This is a genomic window from Halomonas caseinilytica (assembly GCF_001662305.1).
GTDB classification, from domain to species: domain Bacteria; phylum Pseudomonadota; class Gammaproteobacteria; order Pseudomonadales; family Halomonadaceae; genus Halomonas; species Halomonas caseinilytica.
On record NZ_BDEP01000017.1, the window covers coordinates 276,568 to 296,132 of the forward strand.

The 19,565-nt window shown below is 64.4% G+C and carries 17 protein-coding genes; 8 read left to right on the forward strand and 9 right to left on the reverse strand.

Going from position 1 to position 19,565, the window contains the following annotated elements; genetic code table 11:
- Positions 1–40: 40 nt before the first annotated feature.
- From serC to A9O65_RS13130, 3 genes are all read right to left on the reverse strand, one after another.
- Entirely contained in the window at positions 41–1,159 is a 1,119-nt protein-coding gene (gene serC / locus A9O65_RS13120; RefSeq protein ID WP_064702322.1) for a 3-phosphoserine/phosphohydroxythreonine transaminase, read from the reverse strand.
- A gap of 19 nt (positions 1,160–1,178) precedes the next feature.
- Positions 1,179–3,869: a DNA gyrase subunit A gene (gene gyrA / locus A9O65_RS13125; protein ID WP_064702323.1), complete on the reverse strand. Its 2,691-nt coding sequence runs from the start codon at positions 3,867–3,869 to the stop codon at positions 1,179–1,181.
- Positions 3,870–4,100: 231 nt separating this feature from the next.
- On the reverse strand, positions 4,101–4,523 hold the full coding sequence (locus tag A9O65_RS13130; RefSeq protein ID WP_064698537.1) for an acyl-CoA thioesterase: 423 nt from the start codon (positions 4,521–4,523) through the stop codon (positions 4,101–4,103).
- Between the two features lie 152 nt (positions 4,524–4,675).
- Here A9O65_RS13130 and A9O65_RS13135 point away from each other — a divergent pair, with 152 nt between their 5' ends.
- The 8 genes from A9O65_RS13135 to nth all read left to right on the forward strand — a co-directional run bounded on the left by A9O65_RS13135 (position 4,676) and on the right by nth (position 13,783).
- Positions 4,676–5,608, forward strand: a complete 933-nt coding sequence (locus tag A9O65_RS13135) for a recombination-associated protein RdgC (protein WP_064698538.1) — start codon at positions 4,676–4,678, stop codon at positions 5,606–5,608.
- Between the two features lie 25 nt (positions 5,609–5,633).
- Positions 5,634–6,797, forward strand: a complete 1,164-nt coding sequence (locus A9O65_RS13140) for a 1-acyl-sn-glycerol-3-phosphate acyltransferase (RefSeq protein WP_064702324.1) — start codon at positions 5,634–5,636, stop codon at positions 6,795–6,797.
- A gap of 6 nt (positions 6,798–6,803) precedes the next feature.
- Positions 6,804–7,967, forward strand: a complete 1,164-nt coding sequence (locus A9O65_RS13145) for a cation diffusion facilitator family transporter (protein WP_064698540.1) — start codon at positions 6,804–6,806, stop codon at positions 7,965–7,967.
- 130 nt (positions 7,968–8,097) lie between these two features.
- A complete protein-coding gene (locus A9O65_RS13150) occupies positions 8,098–8,379 on the forward strand; it encodes a hypothetical protein (RefSeq protein WP_064698541.1) in 282 nt (93 codons plus the stop codon).
- Between the two features lie 113 nt (positions 8,380–8,492).
- Entirely contained in the window at positions 8,493–9,971 is a 1,479-nt protein-coding gene (thiI, locus tag A9O65_RS13155; RefSeq protein ID WP_064702325.1) for a tRNA uracil 4-sulfurtransferase ThiI, read from the forward strand.
- Positions 9,972–10,105: 134 nt separating this feature from the next.
- Positions 10,106–12,142 (forward strand): methionine--tRNA ligase, encoded by a 2,037-nt coding sequence (gene metG / locus A9O65_RS13160; RefSeq protein ID WP_064698543.1) that lies wholly within the window; start codon positions 10,106–10,108, stop codon positions 12,140–12,142.
- Between the two features lie 9 nt (positions 12,143–12,151).
- Positions 12,152–13,126 carry an RnfABCDGE type electron transport complex subunit B gene (locus A9O65_RS13165; protein ID WP_064702326.1) on the forward strand — a complete coding sequence of 325 codons (975 nt, stop codon included), beginning with the start codon at positions 12,152–12,154 and terminating at the stop codon, positions 13,124–13,126.
- A gap of 21 nt (positions 13,127–13,147) precedes the next feature.
- Entirely contained in the window at positions 13,148–13,783 is a 636-nt protein-coding gene (gene nth / locus A9O65_RS13170; RefSeq protein WP_064698545.1) for an endonuclease III, read from the forward strand.
- Between the two features lie 34 nt (positions 13,784–13,817).
- Here the strand turns inward: nth and A9O65_RS13175 are convergent, their stop codons facing one another.
- The 6 genes from A9O65_RS13175 to A9O65_RS13200 all read right to left on the reverse strand — a co-directional run bounded on the left by A9O65_RS13175 (position 13,818) and on the right by A9O65_RS13200 (position 19,428).
- On the reverse strand, positions 13,818–14,012 hold the full coding sequence (locus A9O65_RS13175; protein WP_013332487.1) for a hypothetical protein: 195 nt from the start codon (positions 14,010–14,012) through the stop codon (positions 13,818–13,820).
- An 18-nt stretch (positions 14,013–14,030) separates the two neighbouring features.
- A complete protein-coding gene (locus tag A9O65_RS13180; protein WP_064702327.1) occupies positions 14,031–15,239 on the reverse strand; it encodes a YeeE/YedE family protein in 1,209 nt (402 codons plus the stop codon).
- Between the two features lie 71 nt (positions 15,240–15,310).
- Complete coding sequence (locus tag A9O65_RS13185; RefSeq protein ID WP_064702328.1) at positions 15,311–16,276, reverse strand: sulfurtransferase; 966 nt, start codon at positions 16,274–16,276, stop codon at positions 15,311–15,313.
- A gap of 138 nt (positions 16,277–16,414) precedes the next feature.
- Positions 16,415–17,437 (reverse strand): ArsA family ATPase, encoded by a 1,023-nt coding sequence (locus tag A9O65_RS13190; protein WP_064702366.1) that lies wholly within the window; start codon positions 17,435–17,437, stop codon positions 16,415–16,417.
- Positions 17,438–17,446: 9 nt separating this feature from the next.
- Complete coding sequence (locus tag A9O65_RS13195; RefSeq protein ID WP_064698548.1) at positions 17,447–17,740, reverse strand: cory-CC-star protein; 294 nt, start codon at positions 17,738–17,740, stop codon at positions 17,447–17,449.
- A 14-nt stretch (positions 17,741–17,754) separates the two neighbouring features.
- Entirely contained in the window at positions 17,755–19,428 is a 1,674-nt protein-coding gene (locus tag A9O65_RS13200; RefSeq protein WP_064702329.1) for a carbon starvation CstA family protein, read from the reverse strand.
- Positions 19,429–19,565: the final 137 nt, after the last annotated feature.

Consider the following 19,565-nt stretch of genomic DNA (forward strand, 5'->3'; position numbering starts at 1 on the left):
AGCTTATGACTTACAGCTCCCGGCGCAGCCGGGTCAGGTTTCAGCCCCTGCGCTTCTCGAAATCGGCCATGAAGTCCACCAGAGCCTCCACCGCTGCTTCCGGCACCGCATTGTAGAGGCTCGCCCGCATGCCACCGACACTGCGATGGCCCTTGAGATTGAGCAGTCCGGCTTCCTCGCTTTCGGCCAGGAAGGCGTCTTCCAGCCGTGAATCGGCCAGCACGAACGGCACGTTCATGCGTGAGCGATTGCGAGGCGCGATCGGGTTCGAGTAGAACTCGCTGGCATCGATGGCCGCGTAGAGCCTGGCCGCCTTGCGATCGTTGATGGCACTCATGGCGGCCAGGCCACCGATATCGTCCTTCAACCACTGGAAGACCAGCCCCGCCAGATACCAGCTGTAGGTCGCCGGCGTATTGATCATCGACCCCGCCTCGGCCAGGGCCCGATAGCTGAACAGACTGGGCATGTCGGCGCGCCCCTGGTCCAGCAGATCGTCGCGCACGATGGCCACCACCAGCCCGGCCGGGCCGATGTTCTTCTGGGCGCCGGCATAGATGACCCCGAAGCGGGACACGTCCAGCGGACCGGACAGGATGCTGGACGACATGTCACAGGCCAGCGGCACTTCGCGACCGTCGGGGCGACGCAGCTCTCCTGCGTCGTTGCCGGGAATGTAGTCGAACTCCAGCCCGCCGATAGTCTCGTTCGCGGTGTAATGCAGGTAGGCCGCATCCGACGACAGCACGATGTCCTCTGGGCGCGGCACGGCCGTATGGCCATTGGCTTCGCTGGAAGCCGCCACCGCCGCGTCACCGAACAGGTGACGCGCTTCCTTGATGGCCTTGCTGCCCCAGATACCGGTCTGCACGAAATTGGCGGTCCCGCCGGCACCCAGCAGGTTATAGGGCAAGGCGGCGAACTGCTGGGTCGCCCCGCCCTGAGTGAACAGCACCCGATAGTTGTCGGGGATCGCCAGCAGGTCGCGCAGGTCGCGTTCGGCCTGTTCGGCAATGGCCACATAGTCGCCGGAACGATGGCTCATCTCCATGACCGAGAGGCCACGCCCCCCGTAATCCAGCATTTCCTCGCGAGCTCGCGCCAGAACCGCTTCCGGCAGCGCAGCTGGCCCAGCGCAGAAATTGTAATGACGTGTCATCAGCGTTGTCTGTCCTTCTTCACTCGTCCGAGGGTTCTGTCGTGTCGTTCTCGCCGTCCGTCCCGGCCGGCGCCTCTTCATCGAGCTCGCCTTCCACGGCATCCGTTGCCTCCGGCTCGTCGATACGGACCGTCTTGACCAGCGACTCGCTTTCGCCCAGACGAATCAGCATGACGCCCTGGGTGTTGCGCGACGAAATGGAGACCTCATCGACCCGCGTGCGCACCAGAGTGCCCTTGTCGGTGATCAGCATCATCTCGTCGGAGGCGTAGACCTGCATGGCGGCAACCAGAGAACCGTTGCGCTCGCTCGTCTGCATGGCGATCACCCCCTGGCCACCGCGACCGCGCAAGGGGAATTCCTCGAGGCGAGTGCGCTTGCCGTAGCCGTTCTCCGAGGCGGTGAGGATATAGATCTGCCCTGTGTCGAGGGTCTCGTCGTGGCCTGCTTCCTCGCGGTTCTGATCCTCGGCATCGATATGCTGACTGCGCGGAATGATCAGGCTGATCACCTCGGCGCCATCGAGCAGGCGCATGCCGCGCACGCCGCGTGCGGTCCGCCCCATGGCGCGGACATCGGATTCCTCGAAACGAATCGCCTTGCCGTTGGACGAGAGCAGCATGGCATGGTCGGAGCCGCTGGTGATGGCCGCCCCCACCAGGCGATCGCCCTCTTCCAGGTCGATGGCGATCAGGCCCACGCTGCGCGGCCGCGAGAACTGCGCCAGGCTGGTGCGCTTGACCGTGCCCCTGGCAGTAGCGAAGAAGATATAGCAATCCGGATCGTAATCGTGCACCGGCAGGATGGCGTTGATCGACTCATCCTCTTCCAGCGGCAGCAGGTTGACCAGGGGCTTGCCTCGGGACCCCCGGCTCGCCGCCGGCATCTCGTAGACCTTCAACCAGTAGACCTTGCCGCGGTTGGAGAACAGCAGCACGGTGTCGTGGGTCGAGGCCACCTGCAGGTGCTCGATGACGTCCTCGTCCTTCATGGCCGTGGCCGACTTGCCACGCCCACCGCGACGCTGGGCCTGGTAGTCGGAAAGCGGCTGGGTCTTGGCGTAACCCGAGCGAGACACCGTGACCACCATGTCTTCCTCGGCGATCAGATCCTCGATGGACAGATCCAGGTGACTGGCCTGGATCTCGGTGCGGCGCGTCTCGCCGAACTGGTCGCGTACGGCCACCAGTTCCTCGCGGATCACTTCCAGAAGGCGATCGGCGGACGCCAGAATAGCGGTGAGCTCGGCGATCTTCTCCAGAATGCCCAGGTACTCGTCGAGCAGCTTCTCGGTTTCCAGGCCGGTCAGGCGATGCAGGCGCAGCTCGAGGATCGCCTGGGCCTGGGCCGGCGAGAGGCGGTATTGCGTGCCTGCCGTATCCAGCCCGAAGCCTTCCTCCAGGTCCTCGGGCTTGCAGGAGGTAGCACCGGCGCGCTCCAGCATCCCGGTCACCTGGCCGGGGGCCCAGGTCCTGTCGAGCAGCTTCTCCTTGGCCTCACTGGCCGACGGCGAGCCCTTGATCAGCTCGATCACCTCGTCGATATTGGAGATCGCGACCGTCAGGCCCTCGAGAATATGGCCACGTTCCCGGGCCTTCTTGAGCTCGAACAGGGTCCGGCGGGTCACCACCTCGCGGCGGTGACGAATGAATGCCTCGAGCACCTCCTTGAGGTTGAGCGTGCGAGGCTCACCGCCATCCAGGGCCACCATGTTGATGCCGAAGACGTTTTGAAGCTGCGTCTGAGCAAAGAGGTTGTTGACCACGACCTCGCCGGACTCGCCGCGCTTGATTTCGATGACGACCCGGAGCCCTTCCTTGTCGGACTCGTCGCGCAGCTCGGCAATGCCATCGATGCGCTTTTCCTTGACCAGCTCGGCGATCTTCTCGATCAACCGAGCCTTGTTCACCTGATACGGCAGTTCGGTGATGATGATATGGTCGCGGCCGGTCTTCTCGTCATGCTCGATGGTGTGGCGAGCACGGACATAGATGCGGCCACGGCCGGTACGATAGGCCTCGAGAATCCCGGCCCGGCCGTTGATGATGCCCCCGGTGGGGAAATCCGGCCCGGGGATGTACTCCATGAGGTCATCGACAGACAGGGTGTAATCGTCGATCAAGGCCAGGCAGCCATCGATCACCTCCACCATGTTGTGTGGCGGAATATTGGTCGCCATGCCCACGGCGATACCCGAGGAGCCATTGACCAGCAGGTTGGGCAGCTTGGTCGGCAGCACCTCCGGGATGCGCTCGGTACCATCGTAGTTGTCGACCCAGTCGACGGTATCCTTCTCCAGATCCGCCAGCAGCTCGTGCGCCAGGCGCGCCATGCGCACCTCGGTGTAACGCATGGCGGCTGCATTGTCGCCATCGATGGAACCGAAGTTGCCCTGGCCATCGACCAGCACGTGACGCATCGAGAAGTCCTGCGCCATGCGCACGATGGTGTCGTAGACGGCGCTGTCACCGTGAGGGTGATACTTACCGATCACATCGCCGACGACACGCGCCGACTTCTTGTAGGCCTTGTTCCAGTCATTGCCGAGCTCGTGCATCGCGTACAGCACGCGCCGATGCACGGGCTTGAGGCCATCGCGCACGTCGGGCAGCGCACGGCCAATGATCACGCTCATCGCGTAATCGAGGTACGATTGCTTGAGCTCGTCCTCGATGTTGACTGGCAGAATCTCTCTGGCGATGTCACCCATGGGTCGTCGAATCCTTTGCACTGCGACAGGTAAGCGCGTCACGAGGCCGTGACACAGGGAGCGCCACCGTCAAACGACGACATGGGCAAGGCAAGGCACCTGGCGGCAAGCCCTTCGGCCCCCGCCTGACGGCACGTCATGCGCCTCACCCTTCCGTCAAGTCTCCGGCGACTCCCTGGCGCGTCATATCAGCGCCACATCATACCATTCCGGGCGAGGCAAAGCAGCGTGCTATTGCGCGATTACCAGCGGCGCCATGACATCACGCAATTCTCCCTCGATGGCAACGGCCTTGTTGCTCTTCACATCGAGCAGCACGAAGGTGAGATCGGCGCTGGCCACCAGCTTGTCATCCCTGTCGCGGCGCACCTCCTGATGCATCCGAGCGCTGCGGGTTCCGAGCTCGGCAAGAGCGGTGATCACCGTCAGATCATCGCCGGCCAGGGCCGCGCGCCGATAGTCGATATTCAGATTGACGGCCACGAAGGCCACATCGCCACGCTGGATGACACCCGCCAGGTCGGTTCGCTCGTCGAAATAGGCCCAGCGCCCCTCTTCAAGGAATTCCAGATAACGGGCATTGTTGACGTGTCCGTAGCCATCCAGGTGATATCCCCGGACACGCAATCCTACGGTGGAGAAACGGGAATCCATGCGTGACACCTCTTGTCGAGAAAGCCTTGATTCTAGTCACCCCCTCGCCACCCTTTCAAACTCTCGTTTGAATGGACTTTCCCGCGTACGCCGCTGGCACCGCCGCCTCCCTTTCGCCATAATGTGCGTCCTTTGCATGCAGGAAAGGCTCCATGTGGTTCAAGCACTTGCACCTCTATCGCCTGCACGGCGCCCCCGAACTCGACCCGGCCGATCTGGAAGCGGCACTGGACGCGCAAGCCTTCCGTCCGCTGGGAGGTAGTGAAGCGCGTCGCCTTGGTTGGTGCGCTCCCGCCGGACGCGCCGGCACTCAGCGACTGCACGAGCTGCAGGGCCAGCGGCTGCTGACCGCCCTGCGCCAGGAACGGCTCCTGCCGGCCGCCGTGGTACGCGAAGAGCTCGAGGAGCGCGTGGATGCGCTCGAGACCGCTGAAGGTCGCAAGCTGAGGCGCCAGGAAAAGCTCACCCTCAAAGAACAGATCTACGAGGAACTGCTGCCTCGCGCCTTTGTGCGCAGCCAGAAAGTCGATCTCTGGTGGGACACGCAACGAGCCTTGATCGCGGTCAACACGAGCAGCCGCAAGCGAGCCGAAGAAGTGCTCGACCTGCTGCGCGAGACCCTGGGCAGTCTCCGCGTCACGCCTCTGGCGAGTCAGACGCTGCCCATGCGCGCCATGACGACCTGGCTGGGCGACCCGGCCTCACGGCCCACCGACCTCCAGCTCGGCGATCAGGTGGAACTCAAGGCCAAGGGCGATGACGGGGTGCTCCGCGCCCGCCAGGTGGATCTGGACAGCGATGAAATCCAGCAGTTGCTCGAAGGCGGCCGGCAGGCCAGCAGACTGGCCTTGGCCATCGAAGGCCGGCTGAGCTTCGTGCTGCATGACGACCTGGCCGTAAAGAACCTGAATTTCGACGATGCCCTGCTCGACGAAGCTTCCCAGTCGGATGATGGCGACGACGCCCTGGTGCGACTGGAGACCGACTTCCTGCTGATGACCCAGGCACTGGCCGAGAGCATCGAGCGACTGCTCGTCTGGCTGGGCGGGGAAGCCAACTCGACCCATGACGCCCCATCCGCATGACCGACACCGACCACGGCCGCATCCAATGAACAACACGCAAGCGACACTCTCCGACGATCCATGGGCCGAGATTCGCCCCTACCAGGACGAGGAGGTGGCCGATGTCCTCGCACGGCTGGCCAGGGATCCGGAGCTGCTGGATGCCCTCACCCGCTTCCGGCTGCCACGCCTGGCCCGGCTGATGCCCCGCCTGTCCCGCACCATTGCCAGCGTCGCCATCCGCCGCGAGGTGCGTGGCGTCAGCGACATCAGGGCCTTTCAGGACCGCATCGCCGGCTACATGCAGCGCATGATCCGCAACTCGACCACAGACTTTCGCGCCGATGGCCTGGAGCAGCTGGACCCGCGAACCGCCTACCTGTTCATCGGCAACCACCGCGACATCTCGCTCGATCCGGCCTTCGTCAACTACGCCCTCTATCTCGCGGAACGCGACACGGTGCGCATCGCCATCGGCGACAATCTCCTCCAGAAGCCATACGTCAATGACCTGATGCGCCTCAACAAGAGCTTCATCGTGCCACGCAGTGCTCGCGGCAAACGGGCCATGCTGGCCGCCTACCAGAAGCTTTCCGCCTACATTCGCCACTCCATCATCGAAGACAACCATTCGATCTGGATGGCCCAGCGCGAAGGCCGCGCCAAGGACGGCATCGACCAGACCGACCCGGCGATCATCAAGATGCTGACCATGGCAAGGCGAGGCGCCGAACGCCAGGCAAGCACCGGTGACGCCATCGCCGAACTGCGCCTGGTGCCGGTATCGATCAGCTACGAATACGATCCCTGCGATATCCAGAAAGCCCGGGAACTGCACGCCGTCAACGCCAGCGGCAACTACGAGAAGAGCGAATTCGAGGACATTCGCTCCATCGTCGCCGGCATCACCGGCCAGAAAGGCCGCGTGCACCTGCGTTTCGGCACCCCGCTGAACGCCGACTTCGACACTCCCGAAGCCGTGGCTGAGGAGATCGACCGCCAGGTACTCGCGGGCTATCATCTGTTTCCCAGCCACTTTCTGGCACTCGAGGCCCTGGGCGATGCCCCGCACCTGCTCGACATGAGCGAGGTCACCGATGCCGACCGCGCCCGCTTCCAGGCTCGCCTGGCCGACGTTCCCGAGGAACTGCGCGACTGGTGGCTGGCTCAGTACGCCAATCCGGTACGCAACCGCGCCGCCAGGGAGTGACGCCCCATGACCGCCATCCAGGAGCGTTCGACACAGGCCCGCGAAGCCCACAAGGTCACACTGATCGGCGCCGCTATCGACCTGGTGGTGGGCCTGGCCAAGCTGGTCGCCGGCTGGCTGGTCGGCTCGGCGGCCCTGATCGCCGACGGCATTCATTCCTTTTCCGATATCGTCACCGACCTCTTCGTGATCGCAGCCACTCACTTCGGCCGCCAGGCGCCGGACGACGACCACCCCTATGGCCACGGGCGCATCGAGACCCTGGCCACCCTGTGGCTCGGCGGCATGCTGATCTTCATCGCCGGCGGCATCGCCTGGGCCAGCCTGACCCGCTTGCTGTCCGGCGATGTCTCCACGGCGCCCGGCTTCTGGGCCATCGGCGTCGCCCTCGTCGCCCTGCTGGCCAAGGAGTGGATCTTTCGCTATACCCTGCGCATCGCCAGGCACATCGACTCACGGCTGCTCGAGGCGAATGCCTGGCATTCCCGCTCCGACGCTCTCTCGACACTGGTCGTGCTGATCGGCCTGCTGGCCTCTCAGGTCGGGATCGGCTGGATGGATGCCGCCGCGGCCATCGTGGTCGGCGTGATGGTCGGCCAGGTAGGCGGCCGCCTGCTGTGGGAGTCCGGCCAGGAGCTGGTCGACACCGCCCTGCCCGAGGATGACCAGCGCACCCTCCACGACACCGCCATGCAGGTCCCCGGCGTCGAAGGCGTGCACGATCTCCGTACGCGCCGGATCGGGGGCGAAGTGCTGCTCGACCTGCACATCGTGGTGCCCCCCAGAGTGACGGTCTCCGAGGCCCACGAGATCGGCAACGCCGTCAGCCGCCGATTGCGCGATGTCTTCCCCAACCTGTTCGATGTCACCTTCCATATCGACCCCCAGGACGATGCCGGCGAGACCGAACACAGCTTGCGCCCCGGCCTGCCCTTGCGTGCCGATATCGAAGGCATTCTGGATGAGGCCTGGCATGGCATCGCGGCCTGGCACGATCGCGTGGCGCTGGACCTGCACTACATCGATGATCATGTCGATGTCTCGATCTACCTCCACGCCCTGCCCGAGGGCCAGAGTCTCGACGATGCCGCCCAGGCGCTTCGCGACGCCTCACATTCGCTGACCTGGGTGGGCCGCCTGCGGGTCTGGCAAGGACCGGGCAAGGGCTGAACGCAGGCCCATGGTTGGCCATGGGGCCGGCCCGGCGCCAGAAGATACTTGCACTCGAGAGATGCCATCCCGGGTGCCAATCATGATATCGTGCCGCAAGGTAATGACCGTCGCGTACAAGGAGAACGCCATGTCCTCATCGGAGATTCAGAAAACCCGTGTCATCAATGAGCTACGCGGCTTCATCAAGAAACTGCTGCAGGACCCCCGAATCACCGAGCAATCCCTGGAGATCGCGCGTCGGGAGCTCAGCGAAGGCGAGCAGTCGGATGTCATGGCCCGTATCGCCAATCGGATCTCGGAGACCACCAGCGTGCACATCCCGGACGATCCCGCCGACCACTCCGAAGCCGACAAGCTGTTCCTCGAGTTGCTCAAGGAAGTCGTGAGCGAGGAACAGGCCCTCTACTAAGCACCCCAAGCCAAGCGCGCAACACCAGCGGAACGGCCCTCGCTCAGCAGAGGGCCTGCGCAACCACGCCTCGACTGGTAGAATGCCGCGACATTTACTGCTCGCATCGCCGCATGACCTACCTGATCAAGCTCTACCCCGAGATCACCATCAAGTCTCGCTCAGTGCGCCAGCAGATGACGCGCTGCCTGACGTCCAATATCCGCAACACGCTGAAGCGCCATGACGAGGGCGTGCGCGTCCGTGGGCGCTGGGATGCCATTCAGGTACGGCTGTCGCCCGGGCTGGCCCCCGCCCGAGCAAGGGATGCTGAAAGCGCCCTGACGCGGATCTCCGGTATCCACGAGATCCTGGCCGCCGAGGAACTCCAGGTCGACGACCTGGCCTCGATTGCCGAACACGTCGTGCCGCTCTGGGGCCCATCGATTGCCGGACGCCGTTTTCGCGTCAAGGCCAAGCGACGCGGCCAGCACGCTTTCACCTCGATGGATATCGAACGCTACCTGGGTGGCCGCCTGCTCGAGGCAGCACCGGACGCCCAGGTGGACCTCACCACCCCCGAGGTTGTCGTGCCGGTCGAGATCACCCATGACCGCCTGCAGCTGATCCGCGACAAGTGGCCGGGACTCGGCGGTTTTCCCATGGGCATCCAGGGCCAGGTCCTGAGCCTGATCTCCGGCGGTTTCGACTCCCCGGTGGCAGCCTGGCGCATGATGCGACGCGGCGTCAAGTCGCACTTCGTCTTCTTCAACCTGGGCGGCCCCGCCCACGAGGCCGGTGTTCGCGAGGTGGCGCATCACCTCTGGCAGCGCTACAGCGCCTCGCACAATGTCCATTTCATCTCGGTGCCTTTCGAGGGCGTGGTGGGCGAGATCCTGAAAACCATTCCCGACGGCCTGATGGGCGTGGTGCTCAAGCGCATGATGGTGCGTGCCGCCAGCCGGATCGCCGAGCGCGCCGGCATCCCGGCCCTGGTGACCGGCGACGCCATTGCCCAGGTTTCCAGCCAGACGCTGGCCAACCTGGCGCTGATCGACGCGGCCAGCCCGATGCCGATACTTCGCCCGCTGCTCACCGAAGACAAGCAAGCGATCATCGACCAGGCACGCCAGATCGATACCGCCCGCCATGCCGAGGTCATGCCGGAATACTGCGGCGTGATCTCCAAGCGCCCCCACGTCAAGGCCGATCCGGCCAAGGTGGCCGAGGCCGAGACAGACTTCGATTTCAGCGTTCTGGACGCCGCCATCGAGCAGGCCGTCACCACCCGCAGCAATCGCCTGATGGAGCGCCCGGCCCCGGTCACCGACGACGCGCTGCTGATCATCGACTCGCCGGCATCGCTCGACAACGTCGACGCCCCTTGCGTGATCGACATCCGCGCCCCCCAGGAGCGCGAGGAAGCGCCACTGCAACTCGACCGGGTGCCGCAACTGCAGATTCCGTTCTACGAGCTCCAGGAGCGCGCTCCGAGCCTGGATACGAACCACCATTATCTGCTGTTCTGCGATCAGGGCGTGATGAGCCGCATGCAGGCACTGCACCTTCAGGACCGCGGCCTGCGCCACTTTGGCGTCTATCGCCACCCCTGAGCACCGGGCGAGTGCAGCCAGCACGGAAGATGCTACAATCGAGGCCCTGATTTCACGGACATTTCTCGTGGCGACTCCGGCTCCGGAAGACGTCGAGTCGCCACGTCACGCTTCACGGGAAACCCAACGTCGCCATGTCGAATACCGCTCAGCGCAAGATCCTGGTCACCAGCGCCCTGCCCTACGCCAACGGCGCCATTCACCTGGGCCATCTCCTGGAATACATCCAGACCGACATCTGGGTGCGCTTCCAGAAGAGCCGTGGCCACGACTGCCACTATGTCTGCGCCGACGATGCCCATGGCACCGCCATCATGCTGCGCGCCGAACAGGAAGGCATCACCTCGGAGGCGCTGATCGACCGGGTCTCCCGCGATCACCAGGCGGATTTCGCCCGCTTCGGGGTGGGCTTCGACAACTATCATTCGACCCACTCCGAGGAAAACCGCTACTTCAGCGAGTTGATCTACACCCGGCTGCGTGACAAGGGACATATCGCCACCCGCGACATCGAGCAGATGTACGACCCGGCGAAGGGGCTCTTCCTGGCCGACCGCTTCATCAAGGGCACCTGCCCGAAGTGCCGGACCGAGGACCAGTACGGCGATAACTGCGAGGCCTGTGGCGCCACCTACACCCCGGCGGAGTTGATCGATCCCGTCTCGGCGATCTCCGGGGCCACGCCCGAAGTGCGCAGCTCGACCCACTACTTCTTCAAGCTGCCCGACTTCGCCGACTTCCTGCATGAGTGGATCAACGACGGCCATGTACAGCCGCAGATCCGCAACAAGCTGCTGGAATGGTTCGAATCCGGCTTCAACGAATGGGACATCTCCCGTGACGCTCCCTACTTCGGCTTCGAGATTCCCGACGCTCCCGGCAAGTACTTCTATGTCTGGCTCGACGCGCCGATCGGCTACCTGGCAAGCTTCAAGAACCTCTGCGATCGCGAAGGCATCGATTTCGACGCCTACTGGAACAGCGATTCCGAGGCCGAGGTCTACCACTTCATCGGCAAGGACATCGTCTACTTCCACGCCCTGTTCTGGCCGGCCATGCTGCACGGCGCCGAGCTGCGCACGCCCACCGCAGTGAACTGTCACGGCTTCGTGACCGTCAACGGCGCCAAGATGTCCAAGTCCCGCGGCACTTTCATCAAGGCCGCCACCTACGCCGAGCACCTGAATCCGGAATACCTGCGCTACTACTTCGCCGCCAAGCTCACCGCCGGCGTCGACGACCTGGACCTGAACCTTGAGGACTTCGCCCAGCGCGTCAATTCGGACCTGGTCGGCAAGGTCGTCAACATCGCCAGCCGTTGCGCCGGCTTCATCAAGAAGCTCGGCGGCGGCAAGCTCTCCGCCCATTGTGCCGAGCCCCAGCGCCTGGCACGCTTCATCGCCGCCGGCGACGAGATCGCCGAGCACTACGAGACGCGGGAATTCGGCCGCGCCATGCGCCGTATCATGGAACTCGCCGACGAGGCCAACACCTACATCGCCGATGCCGAGCCCTGGGTGCTGGCCAAGCAGGACGGTCGCGAGCAGGAGGTGCTCGACATCTGCTCGGTGGGCATCAACCTGTTCCGTCAGCTGATGGTCTACCTGGCGCCCGTGGTACCGGCCATGGCCGAAGACGCCCGGCGCTTCATGCAGCTCGACAGCCTGTCCTGGGAAAGCCGCCATACGTTGCTGCTGGATCACGCGATCGCCAAGTTCAAGCCTTTGATGACACGTGTCGAGACCGACCGCATCGACGCCATGATCGAGGCGTCGAAGGAGGACCTGGTGGAAGAACAGAAACTCAAGTCAACGCCCAAGGGCCCCTTGGCCGACGACCCGATCGCCGACGAGATTGCCTTCGATGACTTCGCCAAGGTCGACCTGCGGATCGCGCGGATCGCCAAGGCCGAGTATGTCGAGGGGGCCGACAAGCTGCTGCGCCTGACGCTGGATATCGGCGGCGAGACCCGCAACGTCTTCGCCGGCATCCGCTCCGCCTACGCCCCTGAGGCGCTGGAAGGCCGACTGACGGTGATGGTCGCCAACCTGGCGCCTCGCAAGATGCGCTTCGGGGTTTCCGAGGGTATGGTGCTGGCGGCCGGCGACGACGACGGCATCTACCTGCTCGAACCGCATTCCGGCGCGCAGCCCGGCCAACGGGTAAGGTAAGCCTGCGCGGTGACGGAACAGCCGACCCTGATCGAGGCCATCGACGCCACGCTGCCGCAGACCCAATGCGGCAAGTGTGGCCATGATGGCTGTCGTCCCTACGCCGAGGCCATCGCCGAAGGCGAGCCGATCAATCGCTGCCCGCCCGGCGGCGACGAGACCGTCGTGCGCCTCGCGGAGCTGACCGGCCGCTCCGCATTGCCGCTCGAGCAGCCCGCCCAGTCACCGCTGGTCGCGCGAATTCGCGAGGACGAGTGCATCGGCTGCACCAAGTGCATCCAGGCCTGTCCGGTGGACGCCATCCTCGGCGCCGCCAAGCAGATGCATACCGTGATCGAGAGCGAGTGCACCGGATGCGAACTGTGCGTAGCGCCCTGCCCGGTCGACTGCATCGACCTGCTGCCCCACCCCGAGTGGCAAGCCGCCGAAGACGCGCAACAGCGACGTGATTACCTGGCGAAACGCGCGACACTCGGCCGTCAGCGCCACGAAGCGCGCAACCGGCGGCTGGCCCGCCAGGCCGAAGAAAAGCGACGCCGCCGCGCCGAGCGTCAGGCAATACGCCGTACATCCCCGGACGCAGGCGCCGGCGGCACACCAGCCAGTGCCTCGAACAATCTGCGCACGACCAGGGTCAGCCTGCTTGCCAGCCTCAAGCGCCTCGACCGCCAGCGGCAAAGCGATGAACTCAGTGCCGAAGAACGCCAGTCGCTCGAGCAGCGCGCCCATGATCTGCGCTCACGTCTCGCCGATATCGACCGTCAGCTGGAAGGCACCAAAGGCGCTACCCCGACGACATCGGCCGAGCGCCAGCGGCGTTTCGCGGCCAATGCCGCCGAGCAAGCTCGGCGTCGTGCCCGCCAGCAGTTGGCGCACGCTCAGCGTCAGGGCGACGACGACGCCATCGACGCCGCCCGCCATCAGCTCGAACGCGCCGAGCGCATGCTCGAGCAGGCTCGCGACGCTCTCTCCCGCCCGTCCTGATCATCCCGGAACCGATCTGTCATGAACGCTCAGAAACGCCACGAGATCTTCGTCAGATTGCGCGAGCACAATCCCGAGCCGACCACCGAGCTCAACTGGAGCACGCCCTTCGAACTGCTCGCCGCCGTCCTGCTGTCCGCGCAGGCGACCGACGTGGGCGTCAACAAGGCCACCGCACGGCTGTTTCCGGTCGCCAACACGCCCGCGGCCATCCTCGAGCTGGGCCTGGATGGCTTGAAGGAACACATCAAGACCATCGGCCTTTACAACACCAAGGCCGAGAACCTGATGAAGACCTGCCGCCTCCTGGAAGACAAGCACGGCGGCGAGGTGCCCCGTTCACGCGCCGCCCTAGAGGCCCTGCCGGGCGTCGGCCGCAAGACGGCCAACGTGATCCTCAACACCGCCTTCGGCGAACCCACCATTGCCGTGGACACCCACATTTTCCGGGTTTCCAACCGCACCGGCCTGGCCAAGGGCAAGAACGTCAACGAGGTGGAACAGAAGCTGCTGCGCTACGTGCCGAAGGAATTTCGCAAGGATGCGCATCACTGGCTGATCCTGCACGGCCGCTACACCTGCGTGGCGCGCAAGCCCCGTTGCGGAAGCTGCGTGATTGAAGACCTGTGCGAATACCCGGACAAGGTCGATATCTAGGAAAGCGATTCAATGCCCGCGCAAGCAGGGCCAACTACTCGCGCGTCGACGGACAGGGCGCACCGCAGGGAGCACAGGCACTGGCGTCCCGCTGCATCAACGTGGTCTTGGCACGCCCATCGCCCATGTTGAAGGCAAAGGTGGGGCTGTTCAGGTGATCGACGAGGATCAGCACCAGAATGGCCAGCAGGATCCCGACGATACGGTGACGCTTATAGGCATCCGACATGGTCGTCTCTCCTCGTGATCAATTGGCCAGACGGAACCAGGGCCGCAGGCGAATACCCACCAGCGAACCGGCGAAAGCACAGGCAAACCACACCCAGGCGTGCACGCTGGCCGAGGCTAGCCCGGAGAACAGCGCACCGATATTGCAACCGAAGCCCAGGCGAGCGCCATAGCCGAGCAGCAGACCACCCACCACCGCGGCGAGAAAGGGGCGCCCCTGTGGCTTCTGTCGACTGGCCTCGTTGAAACGGCTCGCCATCCCGGCCGCCAGCATCGCCCCCAGCAGCAGGCCGAAGTTCATGACCGACGGAATATTGACAAGCACCGAGTCGGACAGCGCCTGGGCGGGATAGGCCCAGTTCCAGAACTCGAACTGGCCCATGTCGATACCGACCGCCTGCAGCGCCTTGGCCCCCCACAGGTTGAAGGCGAAGGTAATTCCCCAGGGCGAACCGCCGATAAGCAGCGTCAGGGCATTGCCGACGGCCAGCACCAGGGTCGCCCAGAGAAAGGGCCAGCGCCCCGTGAACAGGGCTCGCCACGCCCTTCCCTCGGCCGGGAGAAGACGCAGCTCGCCGTGCTCGATTTCGCCATGGGCGCGGCGTTCGATGCGGTTGACCCAGAGCGTCACCGCGCCCAGTCCCAGCCATTGAACGGCGATGGCGCCGGTCACGCCGACACTGTCGATGAGACTGATCGGGTCCACCGCCGGCAGGTCGAGCCACCAGGGCAAATGGATCGAACCAATCACCGCCCCGATGATGAAGAACAGCAGCGTGACCAGCATCCGCAGATTGCCGGCCCCCACCGTGAACAGGGTACCCGAGCCGCAACCACCACCGAGTTGCATGCCGATGCCGAACAGGAAGGAACCGACGACCAACGAGGTGCCCACCGGAGCCACGGCACCGATCATGTTTTCACGACCACTCCCCAGAAGGGGCACCATGATCAGAGCGGTCAGGGCGAACAGCAGTAGCTGAGCGCGCATGCCGGCCCCACGCTTCTTGGTCACCAGGTTGCGCCAGCCCGCGGTGAAACCGAAGGCACCATGGTAGAGCGCCACCCCCAGCAAACCGCCGATGGCGAACAGCGCCAGCAGAAAAGGCGCGGTCTCCAGGTAGATCAGGCCGCCCAGGACCACCATGCCGAGCAGCGCCAGGCCCACCACGAAACGATCCACGCCCGCCTCACGCACCGGCGGCGCGGCACTTGCCACTTGACTCATGCGCTTCTCACCTTGAAAGACTCCATTGCGATGACGCAGGCGAAAGGGATTGAAAGACTTCTCGCCATCGCTCAGCTACCCAGCCCGAAGATCTCGAGCACCTTGCCGAGGCCACGCTTGGCAACGGCCAGTGGACGCTCCTCGTCCTGCGTCCACTCGGCCATCGAGCCATCGTAGAGGGACACATCCTCGAACCCAGCGATCTCGCTCAGCACGAACCAGTCCGTCGCCGCCCAGTGCCCGGTATTGCAGAAGGATACCGTGGGCCTGTCGCCCTGAAGCCCGGCCTCGCGAATGCGCGATTGAATCACGCCCTGATCCAGGTACCAGGCTTGCTGGCTTTCCCCCAGCAGGGTCTGGTGCGGCAAGTTGCGCGAGCCTGGAATGGTGCCCGGCGCCGTGGCGGCCGGCGACTGGTTTTCACCACGGAAGTAATCGGCGGGCCGGGCATCCACCAATTGGGAGCCCCGTTCACGCGCCGACGTCACTTCATCGGCCGTGGCCAGCAAGTCCTCGCGCAGTTGTCCCTGAAAGTCAGCGAATGCCGGACGCTTGGAGGTGCCGCTCGCCACCTCGTGTCCCTGTGCCTGCCAGCCGGCGAAGCCGCCATCGAGAATGGCCACCTCATCATGGCTCAGCACCTTGAACGTCCAGTAGACACGCGCCGCGCTGCCGAAATCCGTCGGTCCGGTACCTGCCGGCACGATGACGACGGTATCGTCGTTGTCGATGCCCAGGCCGCCGATCAGCCGCTCCAGGCTGGAGATCGGCGGCAGGAGACCGGACACGCCATCCCGGGTCTCCCGCCAGCCATCGTCGGTATAACTGCTATAGAGACTGCCGGGGATATGGCCCGCCTCGAAACTGCCGCGATCGCCGCCATCATCGATACCGGACCGAACGTCCAGCACCACCAGGTTATCGTCGCCGAGCCTCTGAGCCAGCCAGTCGGCCGTCACCAGAGGCGGAACATCAGCCGCCAGGGCCGGTGATATGCCGAGCACCAGCAATGCCGTCGTCAACATGGACCGCCACATAATACTTGACTCCACTACTGGGGTTTAGAGGCATCCATTATCCGACTCATGATTTCGACTTCAATATGTTTCAAGAGAATAAATCGTCAGACTCTCGGAAGGCATCGGCATAAGGGAAAGGCAGGATACTCGCCGAGATCACAACCCCTCGTCTTCCAGATGGTCGGCCAGGGTCTCGAGTACCGGCAGTCCCTGCACATCCGAAGGCAGCCAGGGTAAATGCGGCCGCGGAAGGTGTGAGAAGTCCTCATCGATGCGCGCCAGATAGCTCGCCTCCTGCCGACGCCGCGCCGCCAGGAAATCGCCATCGGCGTTCTCCGGCAGCACGCGGTTGACTAGCGCCGCCGCGACCGGAATGCCCGCCTGCTCGAGCGAACTCACCGCACGTCCGGTCTCGAGGATCGGCAAGCGTTCCGGGGTCAGCACGAACAGGAAGGCATTGGCTTCGGCATCCTCGATCCGCCGTCGCGCCTGGTGAAAGAGACGGCGACGCGCCAGCAGCGTCTCGGCGATGTCCCGAGTGCGCGTATCCAGGCTGTCACGTTTGCCTTCGGCACCCTCGTCGAATGGCGAATCCAGGTCTCGGCCGGAGCCGGGCGTCAGATGATCGAACACCTTGCCCAGCTTTTCGGACTTGCGGTTGTGGGCCAGCAGGCCATCGGTCCAGGCGGCCATGGCTTCCGGCAAGCTCAGCAGGCGCAGGGTGTGCCCGGTGGGCGCGGTGTCGAAGATGATCAGATCATAGGGAGCCTCGTCATCGGTCATCAATCGCGACAGGCGTTCCAGCAAGGCTGCTTCCTGGGTGCCCGGCGACTGTCGCGACAACCGCATCTGGCGCTCCAGCTCGTCCATCATGCCCGGCGCGGCGTACCGGCGCATCTGCGCCGTCACCCGGGAGAGATGAGCCTCGACCTCGATATCCGGGTCGATCTCCATGGCATCCAGGCCCGGCTGAACGCGGCGGGGGCTATCACCCAACGACGTGTCGAAAACGTCACCAAGGCTGTGGGCGGGGTCCGTCGATGCCACCAGGACACGACGCCCTCGCCGTGCGGCCAGTACGCCAAGCGCGGCGGCGACCGAGGTCTTGCCGACGCCACCCTTGCCGCCAACCCAAAGCAGGCGGCGTTCGAGCAGTTCTCTCAACGATTCATCCGGCATGCTCGACACTCAGCAACAGCGAAAGTCGTCCAGCGGCGAGCGCTCCATGCCCATCCGCTGATGCCAGTCGTGGAAGCGCTCCATCAACAATGGTTGCAGCTCCAGGGTGTAGTAGCCGACCGGATTCGGCATGCCCATCAGCTCAGAGAAGACCAGCAGCATGAACAGGTCGTCCTCATCGCGACGCGCCCGGGCGATGGCGCCCCGGTAAGGGGCCGAATAGGCCTCTTCGGCCAGGTAGCGGGCCCGACCGAGCCAGCGCCGCCAGCGCCGGGCCAGAGCTTCATCCCGAGCATCGCGCATCCTTCCCTCCTGCCTTATTTCGCTGCCGCCTGGGCCTCGCCGCGCAGACGCTTGATCGCCGCGGTGCATTCCATGGCCACCAGGACGGAAGCGATCAGCACCACGATATCCAGCCCCAGCAGGAAGTAGTTGCCTGCCTCGTAGAAGCTTCTCAACTGGGCCAACAGCGCCAGCACCGTCACGATCACCAGGAAGACCAGAGGCACCAGGGTATACCAGACAGGACGCCCCTTGCGCACCAGCATCACCGAGACGACCAGCAGCGTCAGCCCCGCCAGTAGTTGATTGGTGGTACCGAACAGCGGCCAGATGATCAGCCCGCCGGAGCCATCGGCGCCAGCCCCGAAGGCCAGGACCAGGCAGCTCCCCACCGCCAGCAGTGTGGCGATCGCCGGCTTCTTCATCCAGGCCAGGTCATAGATCTCCCCCCATTCCTGGAAGATATAACGCTGCAGCCGTAGGCCAGTATCCATGGTGGTACCGGCGAACAGCGCCGCCATCACCGTCAGCAGCGTCGCCGCCGTGGCCTCCGGAATACCGATGCCATTATGGATGATGAAGGCACCGCCCTCGACGAAGGCATTCACGCCGCCCTGGCCGAAGGCATCGTACATTGCCTGCCAGTCACCGAGGCTGGCAAAGCCGGCGGTGGCCGCCAGGATCGCGCCCAGCGCCAGCATGCCTTCGCCGACGGCACCGAAGTAGCCGACGAAGCGCACATCCTTCTCGTTGTTGAGCTGCTTGGAGGTGGTGCCCGAAGCGACCAGACCATGGAACCCGGAAATGGCGCCGCAGGCGATGGTCACGAACAACAGCGGGAACAGCGAGGGCGTCCCGGCCGGCACATTGCTGTTGATGCCGGGCGCAACGATCTCGGGGTTGAGCACCGCAATCGCGCCGTAAAGGATGATCAGCCCGATGAACAGCTGCAGGCCGTTGATGTAGTCGCGAGGCTGCAAAAGCATCCAGACCGGCAGCAGGGAAGCGATGGCGGCATAGCCGAACAGGATCAGGATCCATATCGCATTGCCCGGCATGAACCCGACCTCGGCGGGCATATGCACGGGCACCGACGGCCCGATGCCGATCAGCGCATACAGCGCCAGCACACCCAGCAGCGACACCAGCCCGAGCCCGACGATCCGCCGATAGATCAACTGGCCGATGACCAGTGCCACCAGGATGGCCCCCCACACCGGCACCACGGCCGAGGGAAAGTCCATCATCAAGCCGGCGATCACCACCGCGAAGACCGCGTTGACCATCAGCAGCAGCAGGAAGATCACGATCATGAAGACGCTTCGCGCCCGTGCTCCGACCACCTCGCCGGTAAGCGCTCCCACCGAGCGCGCCCGATTGCGCACGCTGGCCCAGACCGCGCCGGCATCGTGTATCCCGGCGAAGAAGATGGTACCCAGCACGACCCAGAGAAAGGCCGGCAGCCAGCCCCAGATCACCGCAATGGCCGGCCCCACGATGGGCGCCGCCCCGGCGACCGAGGTGAAGTGGTGACCCCAGAGCACGTAGCGATTGGTGGGGACGAAATCGACACCATCCTCGAACTCATGGGCGGGCGTCTGGAAATCGGCGGTCAGGCGAAAGACCTTTTCGGCGATGAACTTCGAGTAGACGAGATACCCGAGTCCCATCGCGCCAAGGCCCAGGACCAGAAGCAGCACGGCACTCATGCGCTGTTGTCTCCTTGGAACAGGGGGCGGGAATGTGAACGACTATTCATTAGCAAGCTTTGCATTATGCGACGAAACGCCGCGCGAATCCATTGCGCTCACACGTGGTACGAAGGTAAACCACTGATTTTCACGGG

Coding starts and splice junctions, on each gene's coding strand:
- serC (WP_064702322.1), bottom strand. CDS start 1,159: ATGACACGTCATTACAATTTCTGCGCTGGGCCAGCTGCGCTGCCGGAA.
- gyrA (WP_064702323.1), bottom strand. CDS start 3,869: ATGGGTGACATCGCCAGAGAGATTCTGCCAGTCAACATCGAGGACGAG.
- A9O65_RS13130 (WP_064698537.1), bottom strand. CDS start 4,523: ATGGATTCCCGTTTCTCCACCGTAGGATTGCGTGTCCGGGGATATCAC.
- A9O65_RS13135 (WP_064698538.1), top strand. CDS start 4,676: ATGTGGTTCAAGCACTTGCACCTCTATCGCCTGCACGGCGCCCCCGAA.
- A9O65_RS13140 (WP_064702324.1), top strand. CDS start 5,634: ATGAACAACACGCAAGCGACACTCTCCGACGATCCATGGGCCGAGATT.
- A9O65_RS13145 (WP_064698540.1), top strand. CDS start 6,804: ATGACCGCCATCCAGGAGCGTTCGACACAGGCCCGCGAAGCCCACAAG.
- A9O65_RS13150 (WP_064698541.1), top strand. CDS start 8,098: ATGTCCTCATCGGAGATTCAGAAAACCCGTGTCATCAATGAGCTACGC.
- thiI (WP_064702325.1), top strand. CDS start 8,493: ATGACCTACCTGATCAAGCTCTACCCCGAGATCACCATCAAGTCTCGC.
- metG (WP_064698543.1), top strand. CDS start 10,106: ATGTCGAATACCGCTCAGCGCAAGATCCTGGTCACCAGCGCCCTGCCC.
- nth (WP_064698545.1), top strand. CDS start 13,148: ATGAACGCTCAGAAACGCCACGAGATCTTCGTCAGATTGCGCGAGCAC.
- A9O65_RS13175 (WP_013332487.1), bottom strand. CDS start 14,012: ATGTCGGATGCCTATAAGCGTCACCGTATCGTCGGGATCCTGCTGGCC.
- A9O65_RS13180 (WP_064702327.1), bottom strand. CDS start 15,239: ATGAGTCAAGTGGCAAGTGCCGCGCCGCCGGTGCGTGAGGCGGGCGTG.
- A9O65_RS13185 (WP_064702328.1), bottom strand. CDS start 16,276: ATGTGGCGGTCCATGTTGACGACGGCATTGCTGGTGCTCGGCATATCA.
- A9O65_RS13190 (WP_064702366.1), bottom strand. CDS start 17,437: ATGCCGGATGAATCGTTGAGAGAACTGCTCGAACGCCGCCTGCTTTGG.
- A9O65_RS13195 (WP_064698548.1), bottom strand. CDS start 17,740: ATGCGCGATGCTCGGGATGAAGCTCTGGCCCGGCGCTGGCGGCGCTGG.
- A9O65_RS13200 (WP_064702329.1), bottom strand. CDS start 19,428: ATGAGTGCCGTGCTGCTTCTGGTCCTGGGCCTTGGCGCGATGGGACTC.